At 36.6% G+C, this 25669-nt stretch carries 25 protein-coding genes; 18 read left to right on the top strand and 7 right to left on the bottom strand.

Features of this window, described 5'->3' with window-relative positions:
- The first annotated feature begins 13 nt into the window (after nucleotides 1–13).
- The 11 genes from nrfD (at nucleotide 14) to AC5XHR_RS07290 (ending at nucleotide 9342) form a co-directional block, all read left to right on the top strand.
- Entirely contained in the window at nucleotides 14–1408 is a 1395-nt protein-coding gene (nrfD, locus tag AC5XHR_RS07340) for an NrfD/PsrC family molybdoenzyme membrane anchor subunit (RefSeq protein ID WP_495950132.1), read from the top strand.
- The gene (locus AC5XHR_RS07335; RefSeq protein ID WP_495950131.1) at nucleotides 1395–1916 is read left to right on the top strand and encodes a DUF3341 domain-containing protein; all 522 of its coding nucleotides are present in this window, start codon (nucleotides 1395–1397) and stop codon (nucleotides 1914–1916) included. Before nrfD ends, AC5XHR_RS07335 begins: the two co-directional genes overlap by 14 nt.
- A gap of 1 nt (nucleotide 1917) precedes the next feature.
- Entirely contained in the window at nucleotides 1918–2583 is a 666-nt protein-coding gene (locus AC5XHR_RS07330; protein WP_495950130.1) for a c-type cytochrome, read from the top strand.
- Between the two features lie 14 nt (nucleotides 2584–2597).
- Entirely contained in the window at nucleotides 2598–3917 is a 1320-nt protein-coding gene (locus AC5XHR_RS07325) for a quinol:cytochrome C oxidoreductase (protein WP_495950129.1), read from the top strand.
- 70 nt (nucleotides 3918–3987) lie between these two features.
- Nucleotides 3988–5124, top strand: coding sequence for a hypothetical protein (locus tag AC5XHR_RS07320; RefSeq protein ID WP_495950128.1), 1137 nt, complete (start codon nucleotides 3988–3990; stop codon nucleotides 5122–5124).
- A gap of 1 nt (nucleotide 5125) precedes the next feature.
- A complete protein-coding gene (locus tag AC5XHR_RS07315; RefSeq protein ID WP_495950127.1) occupies nucleotides 5126–5662 on the top strand; it encodes an adenine phosphoribosyltransferase in 537 nt (178 codons plus the stop codon).
- A gap of 56 nt (nucleotides 5663–5718) precedes the next feature.
- Nucleotides 5719–6420, top strand: a complete 702-nt coding sequence (locus AC5XHR_RS07310) for a YfgM family protein (protein WP_495950126.1) — start codon at nucleotides 5719–5721, stop codon at nucleotides 6418–6420.
- A gap of 3 nt (nucleotides 6421–6423) precedes the next feature.
- The gene (ribH, locus tag AC5XHR_RS07305; protein WP_495950125.1) at nucleotides 6424–6912 is read left to right on the top strand and encodes a 6,7-dimethyl-8-ribityllumazine synthase; all 489 of its coding nucleotides are present in this window, start codon (nucleotides 6424–6426) and stop codon (nucleotides 6910–6912) included.
- A 51-nt stretch (nucleotides 6913–6963) separates the two neighbouring features.
- Nucleotides 6964–7818, top strand: a complete 855-nt coding sequence (gene ypfJ / locus AC5XHR_RS07300; RefSeq protein ID WP_495950124.1) for a KPN_02809 family neutral zinc metallopeptidase — start codon at nucleotides 6964–6966, stop codon at nucleotides 7816–7818.
- A gap of 40 nt (nucleotides 7819–7858) precedes the next feature.
- Entirely contained in the window at nucleotides 7859–8473 is a 615-nt protein-coding gene (locus AC5XHR_RS07295) for a hypothetical protein (RefSeq protein WP_495950123.1), read from the top strand.
- The gene (locus AC5XHR_RS07290; RefSeq protein WP_495950122.1) at nucleotides 8470–9342 is read left to right on the top strand and encodes a DMT family transporter; all 873 of its coding nucleotides are present in this window, start codon (nucleotides 8470–8472) and stop codon (nucleotides 9340–9342) included. Before AC5XHR_RS07295 ends, AC5XHR_RS07290 begins: the two co-directional genes overlap by 4 nt.
- A 57-nt stretch (nucleotides 9343–9399) precedes the next feature.
- Here the strand turns inward: AC5XHR_RS07290 and AC5XHR_RS07285 are convergent, their stop codons facing one another.
- The 6 genes from AC5XHR_RS07285 to AC5XHR_RS07260 form a co-directional block, all read right to left on the bottom strand.
- Nucleotides 9400–10770, bottom strand: coding sequence for a tetratricopeptide repeat protein (locus tag AC5XHR_RS07285; RefSeq protein ID WP_495950121.1), 1371 nt, complete (start codon nucleotides 10768–10770; stop codon nucleotides 9400–9402).
- A gap of 147 nt (nucleotides 10771–10917) precedes the next feature.
- Entirely contained in the window at nucleotides 10918–12300 is a 1383-nt protein-coding gene (gene glmM / locus AC5XHR_RS07280) for a phosphoglucosamine mutase (protein WP_495950120.1), read from the bottom strand.
- Nucleotides 12301–12596: 296 nt separating this feature from the next.
- Nucleotides 12597–14621, bottom strand: coding sequence for a ferrous iron transport protein B (gene feoB, locus AC5XHR_RS07275; protein WP_495950119.1), 2025 nt, complete (start codon nucleotides 14619–14621; stop codon nucleotides 12597–12599).
- 26 nt (nucleotides 14622–14647) lie between these two features.
- Complete coding sequence (locus AC5XHR_RS07270; protein ID WP_495950118.1) at nucleotides 14648–14869, bottom strand: FeoA family protein; 222 nt, start codon at nucleotides 14867–14869, stop codon at nucleotides 14648–14650.
- Nucleotides 14870–15035: 166 nt separating this feature from the next.
- Nucleotides 15036–15929 (bottom strand): GLPGLI family protein, encoded by an 894-nt coding sequence (locus AC5XHR_RS07265; RefSeq protein WP_495950117.1) that lies wholly within the window; start codon nucleotides 15927–15929, stop codon nucleotides 15036–15038.
- A 56-nt stretch (nucleotides 15930–15985) separates the two neighbouring features.
- The gene (locus AC5XHR_RS07260) at nucleotides 15986–16765 is read right to left on the bottom strand and encodes a Rossmann-like and DUF2520 domain-containing protein (protein WP_495950116.1); all 780 of its coding nucleotides are present in this window, start codon (nucleotides 16763–16765) and stop codon (nucleotides 15986–15988) included.
- A 94-nt stretch (nucleotides 16766–16859) separates the two neighbouring features.
- On the opposite strand from AC5XHR_RS07260, the gene AC5XHR_RS07255 reads away from it, so the two are divergent.
- The 4 genes from AC5XHR_RS07255 (at nucleotide 16860) to lepA (ending at nucleotide 20571) form a co-directional block, all read left to right on the top strand.
- Nucleotides 16860–17414, top strand: a complete 555-nt coding sequence (locus tag AC5XHR_RS07255) for an RNA polymerase sigma factor (protein WP_495950115.1) — start codon at nucleotides 16860–16862, stop codon at nucleotides 17412–17414.
- Between the two features lie 3 nt (nucleotides 17415–17417).
- Nucleotides 17418–17990, top strand: coding sequence for a hypothetical protein (locus tag AC5XHR_RS07250; RefSeq protein WP_495950114.1), 573 nt, complete (start codon nucleotides 17418–17420; stop codon nucleotides 17988–17990).
- A gap of 4 nt (nucleotides 17991–17994) precedes the next feature.
- Nucleotides 17995–18639 carry a hypothetical protein gene (locus tag AC5XHR_RS07245; protein WP_495950113.1) on the top strand — a complete coding sequence of 215 codons (645 nt, stop codon included), beginning with the start codon at nucleotides 17995–17997 and terminating at the stop codon, nucleotides 18637–18639.
- A 135-nt stretch (nucleotides 18640–18774) separates the two neighbouring features.
- A complete protein-coding gene (gene lepA, locus AC5XHR_RS07240) occupies nucleotides 18775–20571 on the top strand; it encodes a translation elongation factor 4 (protein ID WP_495950112.1) in 1797 nt (598 codons plus the stop codon).
- 53 nt (nucleotides 20572–20624) lie between these two features.
- On the opposite strand, the gene AC5XHR_RS07235 is transcribed toward lepA, so the two are convergent.
- Nucleotides 20625–21506, bottom strand: coding sequence for a cupin-like domain-containing protein (locus tag AC5XHR_RS07235; RefSeq protein WP_495950111.1), 882 nt, complete (start codon nucleotides 21504–21506; stop codon nucleotides 20625–20627).
- Nucleotides 21507–21762: 256 nt separating this feature from the next.
- Here AC5XHR_RS07235 and AC5XHR_RS07230 point away from each other — a divergent pair, with 256 nt between their 5' ends.
- The 3 genes from AC5XHR_RS07230 (at nucleotide 21763) to AC5XHR_RS07220 (ending at nucleotide 25648) form a co-directional block, all read left to right on the top strand.
- Nucleotides 21763–24477 (top strand): carboxypeptidase regulatory-like domain-containing protein, encoded by a 2715-nt coding sequence (locus AC5XHR_RS07230; RefSeq protein WP_495950110.1) that lies wholly within the window; start codon nucleotides 21763–21765, stop codon nucleotides 24475–24477.
- A 77-nt stretch (nucleotides 24478–24554) separates the two neighbouring features.
- Nucleotides 24555–25076: a KdsC family phosphatase gene (locus tag AC5XHR_RS07225; RefSeq protein ID WP_495950109.1), complete on the top strand. Its 522-nt coding sequence runs from the start codon at nucleotides 24555–24557 to the stop codon at nucleotides 25074–25076.
- Nucleotides 25076–25648 (top strand): Maf family protein, encoded by a 573-nt coding sequence (locus tag AC5XHR_RS07220; RefSeq protein WP_495950108.1) that lies wholly within the window; start codon nucleotides 25076–25078, stop codon nucleotides 25646–25648. The genes AC5XHR_RS07225 and AC5XHR_RS07220 overlap by 1 nt, the downstream gene beginning before the upstream one ends.
- Nucleotides 25649–25669 lie beyond the last annotated feature (21 nt).

Genomic DNA, 25669 nt, shown 5'->3' with positions numbered 1-25669 from the left:
AATAAGCTAAACAATGTCACATTACGAAGCCCCGATTAGGGAACCTTTAATAATTGGTCACAAGACGTATCACGATATCACAGAAGATATTGCGAGACCTATTGAAGAAAGAGCCGGTAAACTGTGGTGGATTTCACTTTATGCCTCTTTGGTTCTTTTCATTTACGGATTCGGCTGCATCGCTTACACTATCGGAACAGGTATTGGAGCATGGGGATTGAACAGAACTGTTAACTGGGGTTGGGATATTACCAATTTCGTATGGTGGGTAGGTATCGGTCACGCCGGAACCTTAATCTCCGCAGTATTGTTATTATTTAGACAACGTTGGAGAATGTCTGTAAACCGTTCTGCAGAGGCGATGACGATCTTTGCGGTAGTTCAGGCAGCTATCTTCCCGGTAATTCACATGGGTAGAGTTTGGGTAGGATATTGGGTATTCCCTTTACCAAACCAATTTGGTTCACTTTGGCCAAACTTCAACTCACCGTTACTTTGGGACGTATTTGCAATTTCAACGTATTTCTCTGTATCAACGGTATTCTGGTTTGTAGGTCTTATTCCTGACTTCGCCATGATTCGTGATAGAGCGAAAACACCTTTTACAAAGAAAATTTATACATTCCTAGCTTTCGGTTGGGGTGGTAAAGCAAAACACTGGCAACGTTTTGAAGAAGTATCTTTGGTACTTGCAGGTTTAGCAACTCCACTTGTATTCTCAGTACACACGACGGTATCATTTGACTTTGCGACTTCGGTAATTAAAGGATGGCACTCTACTATCTACCCTCCATATTTCGTTGCTGGAGCAATCTTCTCAGGATTTGCGATGGTACAAACGTTATTGTTGGTAGCAAGAAAAGTATGTCACCTTGAGGATTATATCACGAAATACCACATTGAGATTATGAATATCGTAATCATTGTAACAGGTGGTATGGTAACTGTAGCTTATGCTTGTGAATATTTCATCGCTTGGTATTCAGGGTCTCGTTTTGAAGATTTCGTTTACCTTTCTCCAGGAGCAGCAACTGGTCCATACTGGTGGGCATTCTGGGCGTTGATTATCTGTAACTTGGTAGTTCCTGCAGCGTTTTGGTTCAAGAGAGTAAGAACAAATATCTTAGCAACATTCTTAATCGCGTTAGTTATCAACATCGGGATGTGGTTTGAACGTTTTGATATCATTGTTATCAACCTTTCTAGAGACTACTTGCCAGGATCTTGGACGATGTTTAAACCAACGATTATTGACGTAGGTGTTTATTTAGGAACAATCGGTTTCTTTGGAGTATTATTCTTATTGTATGCAAGAACGTTCCCAGTAATTGCACAAGCGGAATTGAAGTCGATTTTGAAAATTTCAGGTGAAACTTATAAAGCAAAAGAAGGAGATGAGCACCACTAAAATTATTTACGGAGTTTACGCTGACGATGACGATTTGATGAATGGTGTTAAAGCGTTTAACGATAAAGGAATAGCCATTAATGAAGTGTATACGCCATTTCCGGTTCACGGATTGGACAAAGCTTTAGGGCTAAAGAAAACGAGAATTTCAGACGCAGCTTTCATGTATGCGGTATATGGGCTTTCTATTGGAGCTTTAACTACGTATTACATGATGAACCGTGACTGGCCACAAAATATCGGAGGTAAACCAGCTTTCGATTGGGCGCACAACATGCCAGCGTTTGTGGTTCCTATGTTCGAGTTAATGGTTTTCTGTGCGGCGCACATGATGTCATTAACGTATTTTGTAAGAAATAAAATGTATCCAGGTGCTCCGGCACAAAATCCAGACCCAAGAACAACAGATGACAAGTTCATGATGGAGTTCGTAAGTGGTGATGTTGATGCAATTAAACAAATTTTAATTGATACGGGTGCTGAAGAAATCTCAGTTAAAGAAGCGTAATATGAAGAATTCAATCATAAAAATCACGGGGATATTAGGTCTTACAGCGGTTGCTTTAACTTCTTGTGGTCCTAAAGAAAATCCACCTTTGGTATGGTTTCCAGATATGTATTTCCCAGTAGCTTATGATCCATTGATGAAAGCTCAGGATGCCTATTCTAGCCATGAAAATGAAATCCCAGCTTTTGTGAAAAATAATGGGGCTACAGGTATGATTCCAGTTGATGGATCAGTTGCTCAGAATACGGATGGAGTTATTGATGTAAACGATGCGAAGGCGTTAACGCCAGATCAATATAACGGAGGTTACGATGCTTCTAAAGCAGTAACTGCTTCGCCATTAGATGCAAAAAATCTTGATAAAGATTTAGCCCGTGGTAAAGTACTATATGAAAGAACATGTGCTTCTTGTCATGGTAATGCGGGTGATGGTCAAGGTGCTATCGTAAAATCAGGAGCCTATTCTGGTGTTCCAAACTATGCAGATAGAGAATTATCTGTTGGTTCTGTACACTATGTTCTTACGTATGGCCGTAATGCTATGGGATCTTATGCTGGACAGCTTAAAGCTGGTGACAGATGGAGAGTAGCAATGTATGTTATGAATGAATTTAAGAAACAAGCTGCTGCACCTGCTGCCGTTGCTGATTCTGCTCAAACTAAATAATAAAAGAGAAGATAATGTATACTTTTTCACCTAAATTAAGATTAATTTCTATAATCCTTTTAGTTGGAGGTTTAGTTCTATTTGGCGCTGGCTTTTTCATGAATAAAGGCATTGAAACTGCTCAAGTGGAACAAATGATGGTTGAAGCTCATAAGGGAGGTCACAATGCGATGACACATTCTAGTGAGTTACTAGCAAAAGATCATCAAGACCACGTAACGATTGCAGAGCACCAAGTACATAACCGTCCGTATGCTGCATTGCATACCGTAGCCGTTTTCTTATTTGGAGTGAGTGCTTGTGCATTGTTCTTTTACTCAATTCAACATGCTGCTCACGCAGGTTGGCCAATTATTATCACAAGAGTGATGGAAGCGATTGCTTCGTATCTGCCATTTGGTGGTGCTATCTTGTTGCTAATTATGGTTCTTAACGTCGCGCATGTCAGTCACATGTTCCACTGGATGGATCCAGCGGTAACAACACCTGGAAGTGAAAGTTTTGATGCAATCTTATTCGAAAAGAAAGCATTTTTAAATGTACCATGGTATATTGTTCGTAACGTAATTTATGTTGTGGGTGCTACGTTCTTCGTTTGGAAATTGAAATCAACTTCGAAGAGATTGGATGAAACTAAAGATAGAAAAGACTACAGAAGCTTGTATAACTGGAGTGTTGGATATATCGCATTCTTCGGGTTCGCATCTGCGGCTTGGGCTTGGGATTGGTTGATGTCTATTGACTCTCACTGGTATTCTACAATGTATATCTGGTATTCAATGGTTAGCTGCCTTTCAAGTGCAATTGCTGTAATCATTTTAGTGAGTGTTTACTTAAAGAAAAAAGGATTCTTACCACAATTCAACGATAACCATTTACATGATTTAGGAAAATTCCTTTTCGCAACTTCAATGTTGTGGACGTATACATGGTTCTGTCAATTTATGTTATACTGGTATGCAAACGTTCCAGAAGAGGTGAACTACTTCTTTGGTAGATTTGAATACTATGCACCAACGTTCCTTCCAATGCTAATTTTTAACTTCCTTATTCCCTTAGCGGTTATGGTAAGTTCTAGCATCAAGAGAAATTATGCGGTAGTAACAATAATGGCTGTCGTAGTATTGTTCGGTCACTGGTTAGATTACTTCAATATGGTAATGCCAGGAACAGTTGGTCCTTTCTGGGGAATCGGATTGTTAGAAATCGGAGCTGCCTTGTTCGTTGGAGGTTTATTTATCTTCGTTGTAATGACTGCCCTTTCTAAACTGAAGTTGATTCCTGTAGGAAACCCATATTTACACGAGTCAAAAATCTACGAATATCCATTCTAATAGATTTAAATTCAATATAAATCCCAACATTGTTGGGATTTTTTTTATTTTTGTTTAAACCCCAAAAGTTATGAAACGTTTACTCTATCTTTTTGCCATGATGTTGGTTTTGGTTTCTTGTAAGAAAGACCACGTAGATGCTACGACCACGAAATCGTTCCAAGAAAGTATTAACGATATGGCCTCCAGCTTGAATACGCTGCAGCAAGTGAAATTTAGTGAGGCATTATATATTTTGAAAACCTTCGGTGTTGAAGGAGAGAACGACATTGTCAAATTGAAAAATTTAGGTCAAATGCTGAATGGAATGAAAGTTCCAGCAATTCTTTCAATGGCCGATCAAGTAGCGCAGAAAAACGGAGTTGCTTGGACAAGTACAGGACCGCCATCTTTGGGAGAAATGGACATCTTCGGAACAGCGAATCCAGAAGAACATGACCCGAACGATATTAAAGCGTCGTCTTTAAGTCTTCAAGTTTTAGAAATCAACAAAGATTCAATTATGGGTGCGAAAGCTTTACAAGTCGTTCCAAGGTTAGTTGATGGTTCAGGGAAGCCAATTCAGTTTTCACAAGCGGCTTTAGAAACCGTTTTAGAGGTATTTAATAACGGAACTCGTTTATTGACATCAAAGAACTTAATGCTTGATAACAATTTTAAAGGATTTACGGTTAATTTAAATAAAATCGATCAGTCCAAAGTTCCGGATGGAAAATTAGATATTACGGTTACGGTAAAGTCCACAAACAAGGCATATAAAATGTCGAAGATCGGGATGAATGTAAATCCAAACGCGTTACGAGTTATAGTTCCTGTTGATCCATCAACGATTACAGATCCAAGTATTGAAACTCCAGAAGGAACAACACCAGAAACTCCAGTGGCTTCTACGGCTGATCCAAAGTCAACGGTTTCGAAGTTCTTAAGCAACTTAAATGCACAAAACTTTAAAGGAGCTTACGATACATCAGATAACCCAAATTGGGGTAATTATGATAATTTTTCTAACCAAACTTCTGGTTTTGGTGGAGTAAAATCTGTTAGTGTGAAAAATATTGGAGCACCTACAGTTAATGGAAATTCATCAAGCGTGAATGCAACCTACGATGTGAAAGATAAAGACGGTAAAACAACTTCACTAAACGTAACATTTGGTTTGAAGAATGTGAATGGAGAGTGGAAAATTTCAAGTTACAAGATTAATTAAAATGAATTCAGATTCTTTAAAAGAGAAATTAGAAAAGACAATAGAAAATATTCCAGATTTTCCAAAAGCTGGAATTCAGTTTAAAGACATTACACCCATATTCTTGGACCCCGCTTTGTATCAAGACGTGATTCAAGATTTCGTTGAGTTTTCAAAAGGAAAAGTAGATGTCGTGTGCGGAATTGAAAGTCGTGGCTACCTTTTCGGAATTGCAATCGCTGTAGCTTTAGGCGTTCCCTTTGTTTTAATTCGTAAAAAAGGAAAACTTCCGCCACCATTTGTTGGTCAGAAATACGACTTAGAATACGGTTCTTCCGAAATCGAAATGAAAACCGGACATATTCAACCGGGACAAAAGGTGTTGATTCATGATGATCTTTTGGCAACGGGAGGGACGACAGAAGCCGCTGCATTGCTCATTGAAAAGCAGGGTGGAGTCGCTTCTCAATTCAGTTTTTTAATTGGTTTGAAAGACCTAAACGGGAAACAAAAACTAGAAAAATTCGGAGCCGAAATTCACACAATTTTAGAGTATTAAATTTATTTGAGTATTTCGCTTAAAACCATTAAATTTGCAGACATTTATTTAGGATTATGGCTAAATTTGGAAAAAATAAACAAGAAGAAGGTAAAGAAACCGTAGAGTTTTTCAAAGATTTGGATAAAGAAGCTTTGAAAACAGAGATGTTTTTAGAAAAACATGCTAAGCTTATTGCCGGTATTCTTGGATTTATTGTTTTGGGAGTATTGGGGTATTTTGCATACGATCAATTCGTAATTAAACCGCAAAATGAAGAAGCCCTTAAAGGATATTTTGCAGCGCAAAAAAACCTTAGCGAAGGTAAAGACCCTGAAGCTTTAGGTGGAAAATCTGCTGCGAACCCTGGTTTTATGGGAACGTATAAAGAGTATTCTGGAACTCCAGTTGGTAAGCTTGCTGCTTATAATGCAGGTTTATTGAAATTCAAAGAAGGGAAATATCAAGAAGCATACGATTTATTAGACAAGTTTTCATCTAAAAACGAAATCTTAACAGCATTGAAATACGGTGCGATGTCTGATTGTATGGCGAATTTGAATAAAACAGAAGATGCGTTTTCTCTTTTAGGTAAAGCAGTTAGTGCTTCAAGTGATGCATACACAACGTATTATTTCACGAAAAAAGCCGGACTTTTAGCATTAGCATTAAACAAAAAAGCAGAAGCTAAAACGTATTTCACAACCATTGGAGAAAAGTATCAAGATTACGACAACGGAATGTCCGATGCGTATGTTGAAATGGTAAAATATTACTAATCAATGGCAACAACAAACTTATCAGAATATCAAAAACTGAATATAAACAATGCCGATGAATTTTCAATCGGCATTGTTGTTTCAGAGTGGAATAACTTTGTAACCGACAATCTTTGGAGCGGTTGTAAAGAAACGCTTCTATTAGAAGGTGTAAAAGCAGAAAATATTGCAGAATTTCAAGTTCCTGGAGCTTTTGAATTGAACTATGCTTCAATGCAGTTATGCAAGTCGGGGAAATACGATGCTGTAATTGCTATTGGATGTGTGATTCGTGGTGAGACGGCGCATTTCGATTACGTGTGTTCTGCCGTTGCTCAAGGCATCAAGGATTGTAATATCTTAACGGATGTGCCGGCTATTTTCTGTCTTTTAACTGATGATACCAAAGAACAATCTATTGCGAGAAGTGGTGGTGCTTTAGGAAACAAAGGTATAGAAGCAGCAGTCACAGCATTGAAGATGATCGATTTTCGTAAGAAAACCCAAGTGTAAAGATTTTTATTTAAATTATTAGTATTTTTACATACCTTAATTTTAGAAATTATGAGATGGACAGACGATAGAAGTGATAATGTGGATGACAGACGTGGCTCTGGCGGTGGCGGCGGAATGCTCGTTGGTGGAGGTTTAGGAACCATTATTATTGCGGCAATTGTGTTCTTTTTAGGTGGAGATCCGTCTTCTATTCTTTCTTCGGGTATGCAAACGCAATCGTCGGCTCCTGCAAGAGAACTTTCGCAAAATGAAAAGCAAGCTGAGCAATTCATCAGTATGCTAACGGCCGAAAATGAAGAAACGTGGAGCGGAATTTTTGCGAATTATAATATGCAGTTTCGCCCTGCAAAAGTAGTGATGTTCGAGCAAGCAACGCGTTCCGGATGCGGTACGGCTCAATCAGCGATGGGACCCTTTTATTGTCCAGTTGACGAAACTATTTATATGGATTTAAGTTTCTTTAATGAATTGCAATCTCGTTTTGGCGCGAAAGTAGGTCAGTTTTCGGTAGCCTATGTTTTGGCTCACGAATACGGCCATCACATTCAAAATGTGTTAGGAGTTCTTTCGGAAACGGATAATTTACGTAGAAGCGGACGATATTCGGAAACGCAACTTAATCAAGTTTCTGTTGCGACCGAACTTCAAGCTGATTTCTATGCGGGTCTTTGGGCGAGAAGTACGGAGAATAGAGAAAAGTTTTTAGATCCTGGTGATATTGAAGAAGCCATTGGTGCCGCTCAAGCTGTTGGAGATGACAATATTCAACAACGTTCTCAAGGCTATATTGATCAAGATCATTGGACGCATGGTAGCGCTGCGCAAAGAACGCAATGGTTTATGAAAGGGTATCAGACGGGTGATATAAAACAAGGAGATACGTTTAAACAATTATTGAAATAATTAAAAAATACCATCCTCCATTTGGAGGATTTTTTTTGCTTTGAAAACGAAAATCCTATTTTTTCTAATTCTGATTTTTCAAGTTTCTTTCGGTCAACAAAACGATGAGTTTAGACGATTGAAAGGGTATTTTGAAAATCAAAAAAATCAAATTGCAACGCAGTTTGAAAAAGAGTTGGCTGCAGCTAGTTTTGAGAAAAAGTTATTGATGCAACAAGATTATGCATTATTCATGCATAAAATGGATAGCGTACAAAATGTGGCTTTTGTTGGCGCTTTAATCCGAACGCGTAATGAAGAAGATATAAATTTGATATCGAAATTAAATTCAATTCCCGATTCAAAGTATAGATCTGAAATAACAATTCCAACCTATCCAGGTGGAATGAATGCGCTTCGAGAAGAATTGGTAAGCCATTTTTATTTGGATGCTTTTTCGTATTTGGATAAGAATTTGTCAACTCAAATTCAATTTGTGGTGGATGAACTTGGAAACATTATTTTTGTCGATGCAGAAGGAGAAAATGGCGTTTTGAATAGACAAGCATCTTTGGCGGTCTATTTACTTCAAGGAAAGTTTACACCCGCTAAATGGAAAGGTAAAACCGTTCCATATCGATTAGAAATCCCAATTAAATTACAGCTTGAAGAATGACAAAGGAAAATGAAAAATGGGTTTTGTTACTCGTGCTGACACTGATTTGGGGTTCCTCATTTATATTAATTAAAAAATCACTCGACTTTTTTAGTCCGTACCAAGTGGGCGGATTACGTGTTTTAATTGCTGGAATTTTCATGTTTCCTTTAGCGATAAAGGGAATTAAGCAATTTCCAAGAAAGCATCTAAAATGGCTTTGTTTGGCAGCTTTTACCGGGAATTTTATTCCGATGTTTTTATTTCCTATTGCCGAAACTCAAATAAGTAGCAGTATTGCGGGAATTATCAATTCAATGATGCCCATTTTCGTGATTATTGTAGGTGGTTTAGTGTGGAAGTTTCCCACAAATAAAAATCAAATTATTGGTGTTTTGATTAGTTTCGTTGGTGCTTGTATTATTGCGATGCAAGGTTCTGAAAGTGGTGGTTTGAAGATTTTTCCAATTCTATTGCTTTTACTGGCGACTTTGTTATATGCCGTGAGTACAACCACCGTTAAAGCGAAATTGGGAGATGTTCCTTCGAAATTGTTATCGGGTTATGTCTTTTCATTTGTTCTCTTTCTTCCGTCATTGATTTCCCTTTTCTTTTCTGGTTTTTTCGAACGAATAGATGTCGATAGCGTCGAGTTCTGGAAGGGAATGGGCTTTGTGTCTTTACTCGCGTTTTTTGGGACGGGATTAGCGATGATGCTTAATTATCGATTGTTGAGTATTTCGACTCCGCTTTTTGCTTCGACAACTACTTTGCTAATGCCGATTGTTGCTGTTATTTGGGGGATTCTAGATGGTGAAAAATTAAGCCTGATGCAATTAATTGGTGGACTGATTATTATTGCGGGACTTATTTTTCTGCGGAAAAAATAAATAAAAAAAAGTTTCGGCGAGCTTTGCTCGCCGAAACCAATATCTTTTAGGATTTAATTACTTCTTTCTAGCCTTTGATTTTTTGGCTTGATCTACAAGATACGGATATTTCTTTTGCATATCGGTGAGCAATTCCGAATCAAGTTCCATGGCTTTTTCCAAAGCTATTTGACCTTCCTCGTCCGAATGAATGTTAAAATACGAATTACTTAATTGATAAAACAATTCGGCTCTTTTGTGCTTCTTCGTTGCTTGCAACAAAATGGTAATGGCTTCTTGATATTCGCCAATTAGCATCATCACTTCGGCATAAGCATACCAATTGTAAAATCTACTTGGCTCCGCATCAACAAGCTTCTTTAAACAATGCAAACTTTCTTCAAAATTCCCTGCATCGATGTATAAAAAAGCTAATCGTTTTTGATAGTCTAAATTCGTGTCATTAAGCATGGTTGCTTCTTTTGCGAAATGCAACGCTTCTTTCATTCCACCAATTTCTTCGTAAATGAAGGATTGCTCCATCATCGAAAGATAAAACTGCGGATCTTCACGTAATGATTTCTGAAACGCGCTAATGGCATGAATTGGTTGCTTCAATTCTTTGAAACAAATTCCGATTTTATAGAATGTAAATGCCTTCGTATATTCCAATTCCAGCATTTCTTCGTAGACCTCAATTGCTTTTTGCCATTCTTTCATCGCCTCGTAACACGCAGCTTTGTTGGAATAAACACCTACAGCAGAGGAATTGATCGCTAATAAATAATCGAACCCACGAATAGCTTCGTCGTATTTTTTACGGTTAAAATAGAATTGACCATACTCAAACCAAGCCGTTTCCGAATACGGAAACTGATCCAAATAATGATTTAGAAACTCAATAGCTTCGTTATTCTTTTTCATTCTGTTGTAGCAGAACATCACATTTTCCAAAGAATAATCGTCATTTGGGTCCAATTGAAGCGCTTCTTTGTAATGTTTTAAAGCCTGGAAAGGATCTTCCAAATTAACATATTCGTCGGCAATGAAGTTGTGAAGGAAGTTTTCTTCTTCTTTCAACTCTAATGCTTTCAAGCAATAGTCAATAGCTTTTTTCGGGTTGCCGAGATTCGAATAATATTTGGCACAACAAACCAAGAAGTCTGTGTCTTCCATAGACGCTTCTTTTAGTTCATCGATAATTCGTTTGGCCTCGTTGTAATTCTCCAACTCCAATAAAACTTCCAATTTCTTGGTTTTTATTTCCAGTGAGTTGGGGTGAAGTTTTAGCGCATAATTCACAGCTAACTCCGCATAATTGATATCGCCAAGTTCCAAGTAATAGATAATAATGTCTACCAACTCTTCGGTGTCGAAGTAGTATTCATCATTGTTTTCTATCATTTCCTCGAAACGTCGAGCGTGTTCGTTTTCAAAAAATTCTTCCAATTTTCTTTCTCATTTGATAAAACCCAAGTAGGAAATTACATTGCCCACTTCGATCCATCCTCTAATTAGTTATTTAAAGTTAGGAAATTAGAATTCGAAATTCAGTTTCTTATCATGAAACTTATCCACAAGGGAGTTTTTTCGATTCTAAATCAAACTTTTAATTTTTGCGATCATTTGGTCGCCCAAAGTATCGGCTTCTTCTTGCGTTTTTGCTTCGGTATAAATTCGGATAATTGGCTCTGTGTTTGATTTTCTCAAGTGCACCCAATTCTCCGCAAAATCTATTTTGACACCATCTACAGTAGAAACGTCTTCATTTAGATACTCTTTTTCCATTTTAGTTAAAAGTGCATCAACATCGATTTCTGGTGTTAGTTCAATTTTCTTTTTGCCCATATAATAAGCAGGATAGGTCGCTCTAAGTTCAGAAACGGATTTGTTTTCGTTTGCTAAATGCGTTAAAAACAAAGCAACGCCTACCAAAGAATCTCTTCCGTAATGCAAATCAGGATAGATAATGCCACCATTTCCTTCACCACCAATAACGGCGTTTTTCTCCTTCATCAATGTAACAACGTTTACTTCTCCAACGGCACTTGCAAAATATTCGCCACCTAAACCATTCGCAACATCACGAAGCGCACGACTGGAAGATAAATTTGAAATCGCAGCTCCTTTTTTATGTCTCAAAAGATAATCAGCAACGGCAACCAACGTATATTCTTCTCCAAACATTTCTCCATTTTCATCGATTAAAGCCAATCGGTCAACATCAGGATCAACAACAATTCCTAAATCGGCTCCTTCAGATTTTACCAGTTCGCAAATGTCTGTTAAATGCTCTTTTAAAGGTTCTGGATTGTGCGGAAATTGCCCGTTTGGAACACAATATAACGGAATAACTTCACATCCTAACTTTTCCAATAGCGGTGGAATAGCCAAGCCTCCCGTAGAATTTACTGCGTCAAGAACCACTTTAAATTTCTTAGGTTTAATAGCTTCTGCATTCACCATTGGTAGATCCAAAATTTTCTGAATATGAATACCGAAAGCGTCTTCACGAGTTTCGTACGAACCTAAATCATCGACTTCAGCGTAATTGAAATCTTCAGATTCCGCTAATCGAAGAACTTCAGCACCTTCCTCACCATTGATGAATTCCCCTTTTTCGTTTAATAGTTTTAGTGCGTTCCATTGTTTTGGGTTATGCGATGCCGTTAAAATAATTCCTCCATCTGCGTTAAGTTCAGGGACCATCACTTCCACCGTTGGCGTTGTAGAAAGACCTAAATCAATGACATTAATTCCCAATCCTTGCAACGTTGATGAAACTAGAGAAGAAACCATTTGCCCAGAAATACGTGCATCTCTACCGATAACTAAGCTTAAATTTTTCTTGTTTTTGGTGCTTTGCAACCACGTTCCGAATGCCGAAGCAAATTTGACAACATCTAGCGGTGTAAGGTTATCACCTACTTTTCCACCGATAGTCCCACGAATTCCTGAAATACTTTTTATTAACGACATGTGTTTTATTTACTTGTTTGTAGAATATTCTTTTGTCTTGACAAAAGATACAGCAAAAATACGAAGTTTTTCACCAATATTTGTGGTATTGATGAGAAGTATTCTTGCTAAGTTACGTTTAAGAGCAACCGCAATCCTTATCGCAAGAGCCTTTTTTTGAGTCGAATTTCTTGGAAGAAAAATTCTTTTGGAACATCCTAAAAACTGAATAACAAGCACCCAAAACTACTGCGGCAATGAGAATGTATTGAATTAGAATGGGATCCATAATAAGAGAATTTAGTTCGAATAAAATATTATTTAAATAGTTGAAATACAATCATGGAGGCAACGTAGGCTAATGATGACATTCCGATTGTTTGCAAAGCGGTCCATTTCCATGATTGGGTTTCTCTATATACAACGGCGATGGTAGAGATACATTGCATGGCAAAGGCGTAAAATATTAATATCGATAAACCTGTTGCAAACGTAAATACCTTTTCACCGTTTGGCTTGATGTCATGACGCATTTTGTCTAAAATTCGACCTTCCGAAGCATCTTCATCCATGGCGTATAAGGTGGACAAGGTTCCTACAAATACTTCGCGAGCTGCAAAACTGGTGATCAACCCAACACCCATTTTCCAATCGTAACCTAATGGTGCGATTAAAGGCTCCATTTGTCGTCCCATTCTACCTAAATACGAATGATCGAGCTCTACATTGGTAGAAACCATTTCTTTTTCATGCTGCGCCGGACCAAAATAACTTAACGCCCAAATGATAATACTTACAACAAAGATAATTTTACCAGCTCCGGTGATGAATCCCCATACTTTTTGCAAAGCCAATTTCAAGTCATATCCAAAAAGAGGCTTTTTGTATGATGGCATGTCCATCACTAAATACGATGTTTCTTTTGATTTAATCACACTTTTTAAAGCTAATGAAGCGAGAATTGCGGTGAAAAACCCTAACAAATACATGGCTAATAAAGCCAAAGCTTGATAACTGATTCCGTAAATTGTCTTTTCTGGAATAATTAAAGCAATGATAATGGTATAAACGGGAAGCCTTGCCGAACACGTCATAAAAGGCGTTACTAAAATGGTGAACAAACGTTCTTTAATGTTTTCAATATTTCGAGTGGACATAACGGCTGGAATCGCACAGGCCGTTCCTGAAACCAAAGGCACAATACTCTTTCCATTCAATCCAAATGGTCGTAAAAATCGATCCATTAAAAACACTACTCGCGCCATATATCCCGAATCTTCTAAAAGATATAAGAAGTATAGTAAAATCCCAATTTGAGGCGCAAATATCACAATGCCGCCAACTCCAGGGATAATTCCATTAGAGATTAAAGAATTAATCGGCCCTTCAGGAAGGTGTGTTTGGGCATAACTTGCCAAAGTACCAAAGAATGCATCGATCCAATCCATCGGATAACTCGCAATGAAGAAAACCATTTCGAAAATCAACAATAAGATTAGCCCAAAGATGAGATACCCCAAAATGGGATGAACCAAGATTTTATCTAATTTTTCGGTAAATAATTTCTTTTTATCCGGTTGTTTTTCAATGACCGATTTTAAAATTTGATCGATGGTTTGATAACGACGAATGGTTTCTTGCGTTTGAAGTCTCTTCGGAACCCATTTGTGTTCTTTTTCTAGTTGCACGTCGAATGACTGCAACAAGGTGTGTGACTGTTCTCCAGCCAACAAACTCCAAGCTAAATACGGATTTTCCTGCTTGCTTTGCTCGGATATTTTTTCAATTAAAGGCTTATGTTCTTTTGGAATTTCAAAACTTGGTTGCTCACTTTTCTGGAATTTATTTTCAAAAATAGCAGTGCGGATTTCTTCAATTCCAATGTGATTTTTGGCGTTTGTTAAAAGAACTTTTACACCTAGTTCTTGCTCTAGTTTTTCAGGGAAAAGGGTAATTCCTCTTTTTTTAGCTTCGTCAATTTGGTTTACGACTACTAAAACGGGAATTCCTAAATCCTGAATTTGCTGTAGCAAAAGCAATCCACGCTTAATATTTACCGCTTCAAGAATATAAACAACGCCTTGGTATTTTTTATTTTCATCAACAAGATATTTTGCAAAAATAGCTTCGTCTTCTGAGTTTGGGTAAATGCTATAACTTCCTGGAAGGTCAATGACCTCTACGTTTTCATCCTGATAAATGTAGTTTCCTGAGTGGCTAGCAACGGTTACGCCAGCATAATTTCCCGTCTTTTGTTTTTTATTACAAAGAATATTAAAAATAGTTGATTTCCCAACATTGGGATTTCCGACAAGGAGAATTTGTTTGTTTTGAGATGCCATGTGAACCCGTTATAATCTGCACTTAATTATTCTACAATAAGATATTCTGCCTCTTCTTTTCGAAGAGCAATTCTGCTTTTTTCAACACCGTATTCTATGTAGAAAGGACCATTAAAAGGTGCTTGATACAAAATGGTGAATTCGGTACCAGGAAGAAGCCCCATTTCTATAATTTTGATAGGCATTTGAGCTTGTTCGGTGTCGTAGTCCACAATTGTTCCCTTCTTGTTAAAAGGAAATTGAGACATTTTGTTGAATCCTGAATTTTTCAATGTAGAAAGATTAGAACGGCAAAGATAGTTATTTAAAATGAATCTAAATAGGTTTGTGGGAGAATGTCATGACTTTCCCTAATTAAAATGGCCAGACTCGCTAGAGTCTGGCCACAATCAAGATATAATTATAATGAATGTGTTATTTTTTCTTACCTTTTGCAGGTGCTGGAGCTGTCAGTTCTATGCTGTTGCTATTCTCGTTGAGGTATTTTTTCAATCTTTCCTCTTGGTCTCGTAGCATGTCCGCGATTCTTGTTCCATCCGGCATTTTTGCCTCTGCAGGGATTTGAGCAATTTGAGATCGGATACTTCCAAAAGGGTCTTTTTTATAAGCGTCGTAAATGGTTTCAAAGCGTTCTCTATTTACATTTAGATCCTTAATACCTTGTCCGAATTTCTTCATTAAAGATTCCGAATAGCTTTGTTCTTCATAATTTTCTACTTTTTTGTTTCCTTGTAATGTCCATGAATAGTTACCTTGGTCATCACCAATTTGAACAATTAGTCCAGGAAGTCCAAAGAATTTATATGGTCCATCTTGAAAAGGTAAGTTTGAAGAAAACCATGCTGTCCATTTTCTTCCACCGAATTCAGTTGTCGCTTTTTGAGCTTCATAAGCTCCAATTTTTTTCTTTTCAGTACCAATATTCCAATTAAAATTCTCAGTTTCCTTATACGAAACAATGTCTTGAAGAATTTGCTCAGAATAGGTTACCTCCATAGAAGGATATGCTTTGGAAATTTTATGGGCAAATTTTGGTTGCTTGATACTTTTAGATAAATCTTTAAATGTTCCAGATTTTTGCATTGCTTCAACCTCGATTTTAAGGATTGAATCTTGAGAAACCATTAAATAATCACGATAGATGGATTTGTCTTTCGTAATATCTAAAATGGTCATTGTTTTTTGGGTCTTGCTTATAGAGTCTTTATTTGGAGCATAGGTAAGCTCATAAAAAAAACGGTTTGCAGTTTGTTGTGCTTGGATTCCTACGACAAAGCACAAAAGAATTAAAAGAAATGATTTTTTCATTTTTCAAATGATTTATAGAATAAGTCCGAAATCCTTAAAAAATGTTACAGAAAAAATTAATTATTTTTTTCGGGAAAAGTATCTTTTAGTTGATAAAGGTCTAAAATAGAGTTGTTTATTGTTTTGAAAATTTTTAAAGCATTTTCATCATGAATCAACTTTTCGTGCAGTTCCAAAATGCGTTGATCATTGCGAACTGCTGGTCCAGTTTGCGCTAATTTCGGATCTAGAAAATGAATTTTTTCCACCGTTTCATCTATTAAAGGAAGAAAATAATTAAAAGGAATGTTTTGACTGTCTGATATTCCCTTGGCTTTTGTAAACAAATGATTGACAAAGTTGCAAGCGAAAACGGCAGTCAAGTGAATGTATTTTCGCTTTTCATAGTCAGCTGATTGAACTTTATCCGAAACTTTCAAAGCTAAATCCGTTAAAGCGTTTTCATCTTCTTGATTTTCCGCTTCTATAAAAAATGGAATTTGGGAATAATCTAATTCTTTGGCTTTAGAAAACGTTTGCAAAGGATAAAAACAAGCTTTTTTGTAATCACCATTTAGAATTTCTTTGGGTAAAGAACCAGATGTATGTGCAACAAGGGCATTCTTTTTTGTAACAATCTTTGAAACTTCTGGAATAGAAGTGTCGCTAACGGAAATTAAATATAAGTCGGCATCAGCAAGGTGTTGTGAACTGAACTGTGTGCCAATCTCTTCTGCAATTTTTTGAGCCTCTTTGGTATTTCGGCCAAAAATTTGCTCCACAAAAATTTTATTAGCGTGTAATGCTTTTGCAAGGTGATAAGCGACATTTCCTGTACCAATGATGACAATTTTCATCTAACAAATGTAGAAATTTATTAATTTAGGATGTTAATTTAAAATTATATTTAACCTTTTGGAGAAAATAGAATCCAAAAGACGTACATAGGATATGAAGGGCAAGGACGAAGCAATCATCTCGATGATGATGGACATAAAGACTCGCGAGAAGGGGCTTCGTGCGATGATGGATACGTATCAAAGTAGGTTGTATTGGCATATCCGAAGAATTGTTGTGGATCATGAAGTCGCTCAAGATGTTTTGCAAGAAACATTTATTAAAGCGTATCAGAATTTTCATCAATTCAAACAGGATAGTCAATTATACACGTGGTTGTATCGAATTGCAACCAACGAATCGCTTCAGCAGGTAAATAAAATGAAGCGAATGCAAAAAACGGATGATGATGCCGAGTATTACATGCAAAACCTTGCAGCGGATAATGCAGAACATGATGCTGAGGAAATCCAGATTTTATTGCAAAAAGCAATTCAATCATTGCCAGAAAAACAAAAATTAGTTTTCACCATGCGGTATTATGATGAGTTGCCGTATGAAGAAATGAGTCAGGTTTTGGATATGAGTGTGAGTACATTGAAAACAAACTATCACTACGCCAAACAGAAAATAGAGGAATATATCATCAACAATTCCGAAAAAAATTAGAAGATGAAAAAAATAGATATCGAAAAATTAGAACGCAAGAACATTTATTCTGTTCCGGAGGATTTTTTCGAAAAAATGCAGCAAAATGTTCTAGAATCGGTTTCAGAAGAACCTCAATTGGAGATTAAAAAAGGAAAAGTGATTCCACTTTTTTGGAAGTATGCTGCTGCAGCAATGGTTATTTTAGGTGGTTGGGGGATTTTTATGATGAATGATCAAGATTCTACGAGCATCACGAAGACAAGTTTTGCACAAAATGTTGATTCTAGTTATTCTAAACAAGTTATTGAAAAAGAGAACCCAATTCAGCAAGACGCTTCCTCATTGGCAACAAATGAAGTTGATGATTCAGAAAGCACTGTAATTACTAATTCAAATGAGTCGTCAGTGTCAATTAAAACGGTTGCTCATGTAAGTGCGAAACCTACTGTAAATAAACCAATTGCAAAATCAAAAAAGGCAATGGTAAGTTTTGATGATCAGGCGAATGCCTTAGTAGCATCCTATTCATCTGCAGAAATTGCGAAGCTTTCTACGGAAGCGGAGCACGATGTTTATTTAGATGTATTTTATTAAAAATATGAAGAAATGGTATTTATTTAGTTTGATTTTTTGTTTGTCTTTAGGTGTAAAGGCACAAATAATCAATGGGTTTGATCTTACAAAGGTTTCCGATAAACAAAGACAAAGCCTTTTGCAGAATCTTTCTCCCGACGAGCGAAAAGAATTATTGCGAAAGTATCGTGATGCCATGTTTATTGAAGAATTGAAGATTGAAGACGATACGAAAAAAGAAGAGTTTAAAAAACTTTACGACCAATATCAGGAAGAGCAACGAAAGATAAAAGAAGGCAATTATGGCCAATCTGATATTGAAAAACTAACAGACGAAGAAGCTCGTAAGAGACTGGAACAAAGCTTTGAAACAGGCGAGCGTTTAATGAACAACCGACGTCGCTATGCCATAGAAATGCAGAAAATCATTAAGCCTCAACAGGTTTTAAAAATGTTTATGACCGAAGGCGCAATGCGTGAAAAAATCATGCACAAACGTAATGAAATAAAGGATTCTGCAGCACGAATGAATAATTCAATGCAGCAAGGATTCCGTCAAGAGACGAGTCCAAGTACGCCATCAATGAGTACACCGGCTCGAGTTCCTTCAGGAAATGCCGAGGTTCGACAGAATTCAACACCACAAGTTAGGTCTAACACAAGACCATAATATACACATTTTGTTTTGAAGAAGCCTTGAGATTCCTTTTCAGGGCTTTTTCTTTGGATTGATTTTCGGGCTTAAATTGATTTTGATGGGAATATCATCGAAAAAACTTAAATTTGCAAACATTCAGAAAATTACATGAAAAACATACGCAACTTTTGCATTATTGCGCATATTGACCACGGGAAATCAACGCTTGCAGACCGCCTTTTGGAGTATACCAATACGGTAACTCAACGAGAATTACAGTCGCAGACGCTTGATGACATGGATTTGGAGAAGGAACGTGGGATTACGATTAAGTCGCACGCAATCCAAATGGATTACGAATATAAAGGGGAGAAATTCGTTTTGAACCTTATTGATACGCCGGGACACGTAGATTTTTCTTACGAAGTTTCCCGTTCTATTGCTGCTTGTGAAGGCGCTTTGTTAATTGTTGACGCCGCTCAAAGTATTCAAGCGCAAACGATTTCTAACTTGTATTTAGCGTTAGAAAATGATTTGACAATTATTCCGATTCTTAATAAAATCGATTTGCCATCTGCGAATCCAGAGGAAGTTACCGATGAAATCATGAATTTAATCGGTTGCGAGTATGAAGATGTATTGCGAGTTTCTGGGAAAACAGGCGAAGGTGTTCATCATCTTTTAGAGCAAATTGTTGAGCGTATTCCAGCTCCAGTTGGTGAAGAAGATGCGCCACTTCAAGCTTTGATTTTCGACTCTGTTTATAATCCTTTCCGTGGAATTGAAGCGTACTTTAAAGTCGTTAATGGAAGCATTAAAAAAGGCCAGAAAGTGAAGTTCATGGCAACGGGAAAAACCTATGATGCCGATGAAGTAGGAACCTTGAAACTAAAACAGGTTCCAAAACAAGAAATTAAAACGGGTGACGTAGGATATATTATTTCGGGGATTAAGGATGCTCGAGAAGTAAAAGTTGGGGATACGATTACAACAACTGAAAACCCTGCTTTGGCTGCGATTGATGGTTTCGAAGAAGTGAAACCAATGGTTTTTGCAGGTATTTATCCAATCGAATCGGAGGATTTTGAAGAACTTCGTTTTTCATTAGAAAAACTTCGTTTGAATGATGCTTCTTTAGTTTTCGAACCAGAAAGTTCGGCAGCTTTAGGATTTGGTTTCCGATGCGGATTCTTAGGAATGTTGCACATGGAAATCGTTCAAGAGCGTTTGGATAGGGAGTTCAACATGAACGTTATTACAACCGTTCCCAACGTATCGTATCACGGTTATTCAAAGAAAGAACCGGAAGTTCCAATTTTGATTAACAACCCATCCGAAATGATGGATCCAATGACGATGGATCGTGTTGAGGAGCCTTATATTAAAGCTTCTATCATTACAAAATCCGATTTTGTTGGTCCAGTAATGACGCTATGTATTGAAAAACGTGGTGAAATCGTTAACCAAAGTTATTTGACAGCAGATAGAGTTGAATTAATTTTCAATATGCCATTGGCAGAAGTTGTTTTTGACTTTTATGATAGATTAAAATCAATTTCAAAAGGATACGCTTCTTTCGATTATCATCCAATTGGTTTCCGTGCATCGAAGTTGGTGAAAATGGATATTCTTATTAATGGCGATATGGTGGATGCTTTATCGTCGTTAATTCACGATTCTAATGCCTATTACATCGGTAAAAGAATGTGCGAAAAGTTGCGTGAATTGATTCCAAGACAGCAGTTCGACATTGCAGTTCAAGCAGCTTTAGGGGCAAAAATTATTGCGAGAGAAACCATTAAAGCTTTAAGAAAAGACGTTACCGCTAAATGTTATGGTGGTGATATTTCTAGAAAGCGTAAACTCCTTGAAAAACAAAAAGAAGGTAAAAAGAAAATGAAACAAATTGGTCGTGTAGAAGTTCCACAGTCTGCATTTATGGCCGTTTTGAAACTGAACGATTAAGCGTTGATTCAAATTAAGATAAAACAAAAATCCACTCGAACGAGTGGATTTTTTTATTTTGGTAAGCCTCGTTTCAAGGCTTTGTTTGCTATTTCTACAGCTTTTTTCTCCTTCCAATCCATGTATCTTTTTTTGTAACGACGTTTCATAATATTGTCGAAGTTACGTTGTACCGTGAGATTCCAAAGAGAATGTGCTTTTACGCCCCAAGATTTATCCCAAGCTCGAAGGGAAATAGAAAAACTTCCGTCCAAATACTTCATCCAATGCCACCAACCTGTTGGCATAAATAATGTGTCACCATGTTCTAGGAAACATTCGATTCCTTCTACACCGTCTAAAGCAGGGAATTTATCAAAATCAGGATTAGAAATATCATAATCTTCTAATGCGTAAGTAGCATAAGGCATTTTGTACAAACGATCTTTCCATTTGTAGTCAAACAGCAAAATATGTTTTCGACCATTGAAATGAGTATGGAAAATATGCGCCATATCAATATCGAAATGAAGGAACGTTACCGAGCCTTTTCCACCAAAAAACATATTGGGGTATTTGTCTAAAAAGCCTCCCATAAGTTCTTTTGGAGAAAGGTAATCGTCTAATAAAGAAGGTGCAAATTTGATAGGGTCGAACAAGAAAATACGTAAATCCGTTGGCTCGCGTTGAATTAAGTCGATGTAATCTCCAAATTTCATCTTCGCTGCAGATGAATTAATAGGAGCCGCAGGATCGGCTTTCGCCGAGTCATAAAGGGGAACTTCTACATCGCCTACCACTTCTTTCATGTATTCCATGGTCCACTTTTGGTACGCAGGCCATTTTTTTGCCATGTTTTTGATCACCAAAGGTTTTCTTGGCTTCAAGTAGTTTTCTATAAAATCATGCTGCGAAATATCGTCTACAACATCGATTGGTTTTAAATGTAATCCCATTTTCTCTAATCAAACTTTTGCAAAATTACTAATCTTTTTTATTTGGTGTTAATTTTCGTTCATTTAAAAAGACTATTAAGATTTTCTAACTTGGATTTAACTTTAGTAAAAATTACAATCTAACACTTTAGCTGGAAAAATTTTATCACTATTTATTTAGTTATAAAATATTTTGATTACATTTACCCAGATTTTGATGATGATGTAACAAAATCCACGAAAAACCAACTAATTCCTAAAAAAATCAAATTTTTATATGAAAAGAATTTTCTCTTTGTTTCTTCTTTTGTGCTGCACGACTATTATTTTCGCACAAAAGACCATTTCGGGAAAAGTAACAGACAGTGATGGACAGCCTATTCCTAGTGCTTCGGTAACTGTTGAAGTTCCAGGAAGTGATGCAATTTTGGCGTACGGTATTTCTAATGCAAAAGGAGAGTACAAGGTTACTTTCAACTCTTCAACTTCAGATGTCGACTTGAAAGTGAAAGCGTTCAACCAAAAAACCATCACGAAAAGTGTTACCAATGATAACCAGAATCTTAATTTCGAAATGGAAAGTCAGGCAACTGAAATCCAGGAAGTTAAAATTAAAACCAAATTAATTACGAAGCGAGGAGATACCATTTCCTACGATTTGAAATCTTTTGAAAGTCAATCGGACAGAACGTTAGCAGATGTTTTAAAGAAAATGCCAGGAATTGAAGTCAATACCGATGGTAGTATTCTTTATCAAGGCGAGCCGCTTCAGAAATTTATGGTTAATGGAAAAGACATCATGGAAGGCGGATATGGGGCATTGAATAAAGCGCTTCCTAAAGATGCGGTTTCCAAAGTAGAAATTCTGGAAAACCATCAGCCAATCAAAATTTTACAGGATAAAATTCCATCTGATAAAGCATCCATCAATATTAAGTTGAAGAAAAATGTAACTATGACCGGTCGTGGTGAAGTTGGTGTTGGAATGGATCCATTTTTATGGAATGTGAAGTTAACACCCATGTTTTTCGGTCAGAAAAACCAGTGGGTAGTTAATTATAAAACCAATAACAATGGAGAAAGTGTAGAAAACGATGCCAATATGTTGGGAGGTTTCAACCGTTGGGAAGGCAGGCGTTCGCAAGCATCTCCAAAAAGATGGCTTTCTACAGAATCTGCTGGTACGCCGAGTGTTCCAGAGAAAAGATATTTATTTAATAATGTTCATTTCTTTTCGGCAAATATCTTAACAAGTCCGTTTAAAAATAAAGAATGGGAATTAAAAGCAAACGCAAATTATGCGAATAATTCTGTGGAAAGAGAAGATTCTAATTTGGAGATATATGAAGTTAACATACCAGCAGGTAGATTTGAAAAAACAGAATATAAAAGTTCTAAATCCAATAATTTCTATTCCAATGCTTTAAAAGGCGAATTAATTTTCTCCAAAAACGCTAAAAAAGGATTTTTCAAAAATACCACGACTTGGAATAGTTTCTGGAATGATACAAAGGCGGCAGTCACTAATAATTCAATAGACAAAAATAGTTTTGCTAATGAAGTATTAAATTCTCCTTCAAGTGTATTTCAGAATTCGATGAGCACGATCGTTCCTTGGAAAGAAAAATTGGTAAACATCATGAGTTACATCAGTTTTCAGGATGATAAACAAACCTTATTGGTAGATCCTGCTTCCTATATGAATTTTGGAAATAGTACGAACTACGATCAAGGAAAACAATATGCGAAATCGATTACTACGATGTTAAATCACTCCGCTTCGGTTGGATTTAGCCATAAAAATTGGACGTTTACGCCAGAAGTTGGTTTGGATATATCATTAAATAAACTACAATCGGAATTGTTTGGTATCAATGGAAACTCTTCAACATCATTAGGTGATAAATACATCAACGATAATGAATGGAATGAAGTGAAGCCTTACGGACAATTAGGTGTGAACTATAAAGCGAATAACTTGAACGTTAACTTGATGATGCCATTCAATTTTTACGGTATTACCTATAAAGATAATTTTAGAGATAATGAGCTAAAAACCAACAAGCTAGCTTTTGAACCAAACTTATTTGCAAGTTATGAGTTTGCATCATTCTTTATTTGGAGAGGTTTTGCTAGCCAGAATTATAATTTAGGAAACTTTGGATTTTTGTATCAGGGGGAAATGTACACCAATCCGCTAAACTCTTCCATGCGTTTTGCAAGAAGCAACGCCGATATTAACATGCCTGAATATGTTAGTAGAAACGTAGGAACCCGTTTAGAGTATCGTAATCCATTAAACAACTTGTTCTTTAATGTTCGTATGGGGTACAATACCAACAAACGAAATATCATGGAAAGTTATAGGATGGTACAAGAAGGAAGTGTAGTACGTTATTATTTGGACCTTGTGTCAATGCAAAATACTTTAATAACTCGATCACAAGGAGCAGAAATTGGGAAGTATTTTCCAAAATTCAAAACAAATGCTTCCGTAGGTTTTAGTAACAGCAATTCCAGAAGTTATTCTTTTCTAAATAATAATGTAAATAAAATTATTTCTGAAAGACAAGGATTGAGTTTTAAAGTGAACAACAATTATTTTTCGTGGTTTAGCGTTGATTATTCAGCTTCGTTGAATTGGACAAATACCCTTAATCAAAATGATAATTCAACAAACAAAAGTACTAACTGGAATCACAATTTAGCAGCCTATTTTTATCCTATTAAAAACCATACATTCGGTTTCTTCTGGGACGATATGTCGTCAGATGTTGCTGGTGATGCTCGAAAAAATTCATTTTTTGATGCTTCATACCAGTTTACTTGGGATAAAAAGAAAATTGATTTTGAGCTGAAATGGTTGAATATAGGAAACACAAAATTCTTTGAAGATATTGGATATGATGCAAATAATAAGATAACAAAAACGTCTATCAGATCAATTAGACCAAGTCAAGTGATGTTTACGGTGAAATTTAATTTCAAATAAGAACAAAAATACAATATCAAATCCCCGAAGTAATTCGGGGATTTTTATTTTGAAGAAGAAATACTACCTTTGAAACTATGAGTTATAAAGAGAATCTGAAAGATATAAAAGCATTTATTTTTGATGTGGATGGCGTTTTCACCGACGGAAGTGTCTATCTAATGCCAGGCGGAAGTATGTGCCGCGTGATGAATGTTTTAGATGGATATGCTGTTGTAAAAGCAATTAAACAAGGGTATAAAATTGGGGTAATTACAGGTGGAGACGATCCCATGGTAAGGCATCGCATTAACTATTTAGGAATTCAAGATTATTATGCGAAATCTCATGATAAAATAAAGGATTTCGAAGATTTTAAAGCGAAACATCACCTAAATAACGATGAAATTTTAATGATGGGTGATGATATTCCCGATCGCGGAATAATGAATTTGGTGAAAATCGCTACTTGTCCGATCAATTCGGTTCCAGAAATTAAAGCAATTTCAGATTATATTTCGCCCATTGAAGGTGGAAAAGGAGCAGTTCGTGATGTCATCGAACAAGTGATGAAGGTTCAAGGAACTTGGGATATTGAAGATCAAACACGTTCGATTTAATGAAACTTTTATTAGCCTCAAAATCACCTCGAAGAAGTGCTTTACTAAAGCAAATGGGTTTTGATTTCGAAACCGTATCTATCGACTGTGACGAATCTTTTCCATCAACTTTACCAGCCGATGAGGTTGCTGCCTACATTTCTTTAAAAAAAGCCGAAGCGTTCCAAGATTCTTTAAAAGATTGTGTTTTATTAACTTCGGATACGGTGGTGGCGTTAGGAAACGAAATTTTAGGAAAGCCAAAAGATGGTGAAGAGGCATTCAAAATGCTGAGAAAACTTTCTGGGAAGTCGCATTTTGTTTACACTTCTTTCACCTTGAAGACAGAATCTGAAACGAAAACGTTTACAGATGGAGCTCAAGTCTTTTTTGAAGAAATTACAGATGCAGAAATCGACTATTACATTCAAAATGACAATCCATTAGACAAAGCGGGAAGCTATGGAATTCAGGATTGGTTAGGGTTAACAAAAATCTCTAAAATCATTGGGAATTATTACACCATAATGGGATTGCCAACGGCTGTTTTATACCAAGAATTGAAGCAAAAAATGCTTTCTACAGGTCAATAATATTTTATATTTTTGAGTTTG

It is taken from the genome of Kaistella sp. CFF1-2, from assembly GCF_059509915.1.
This window is presented reverse-complemented; position numbering and strand designations above follow the sequence as displayed.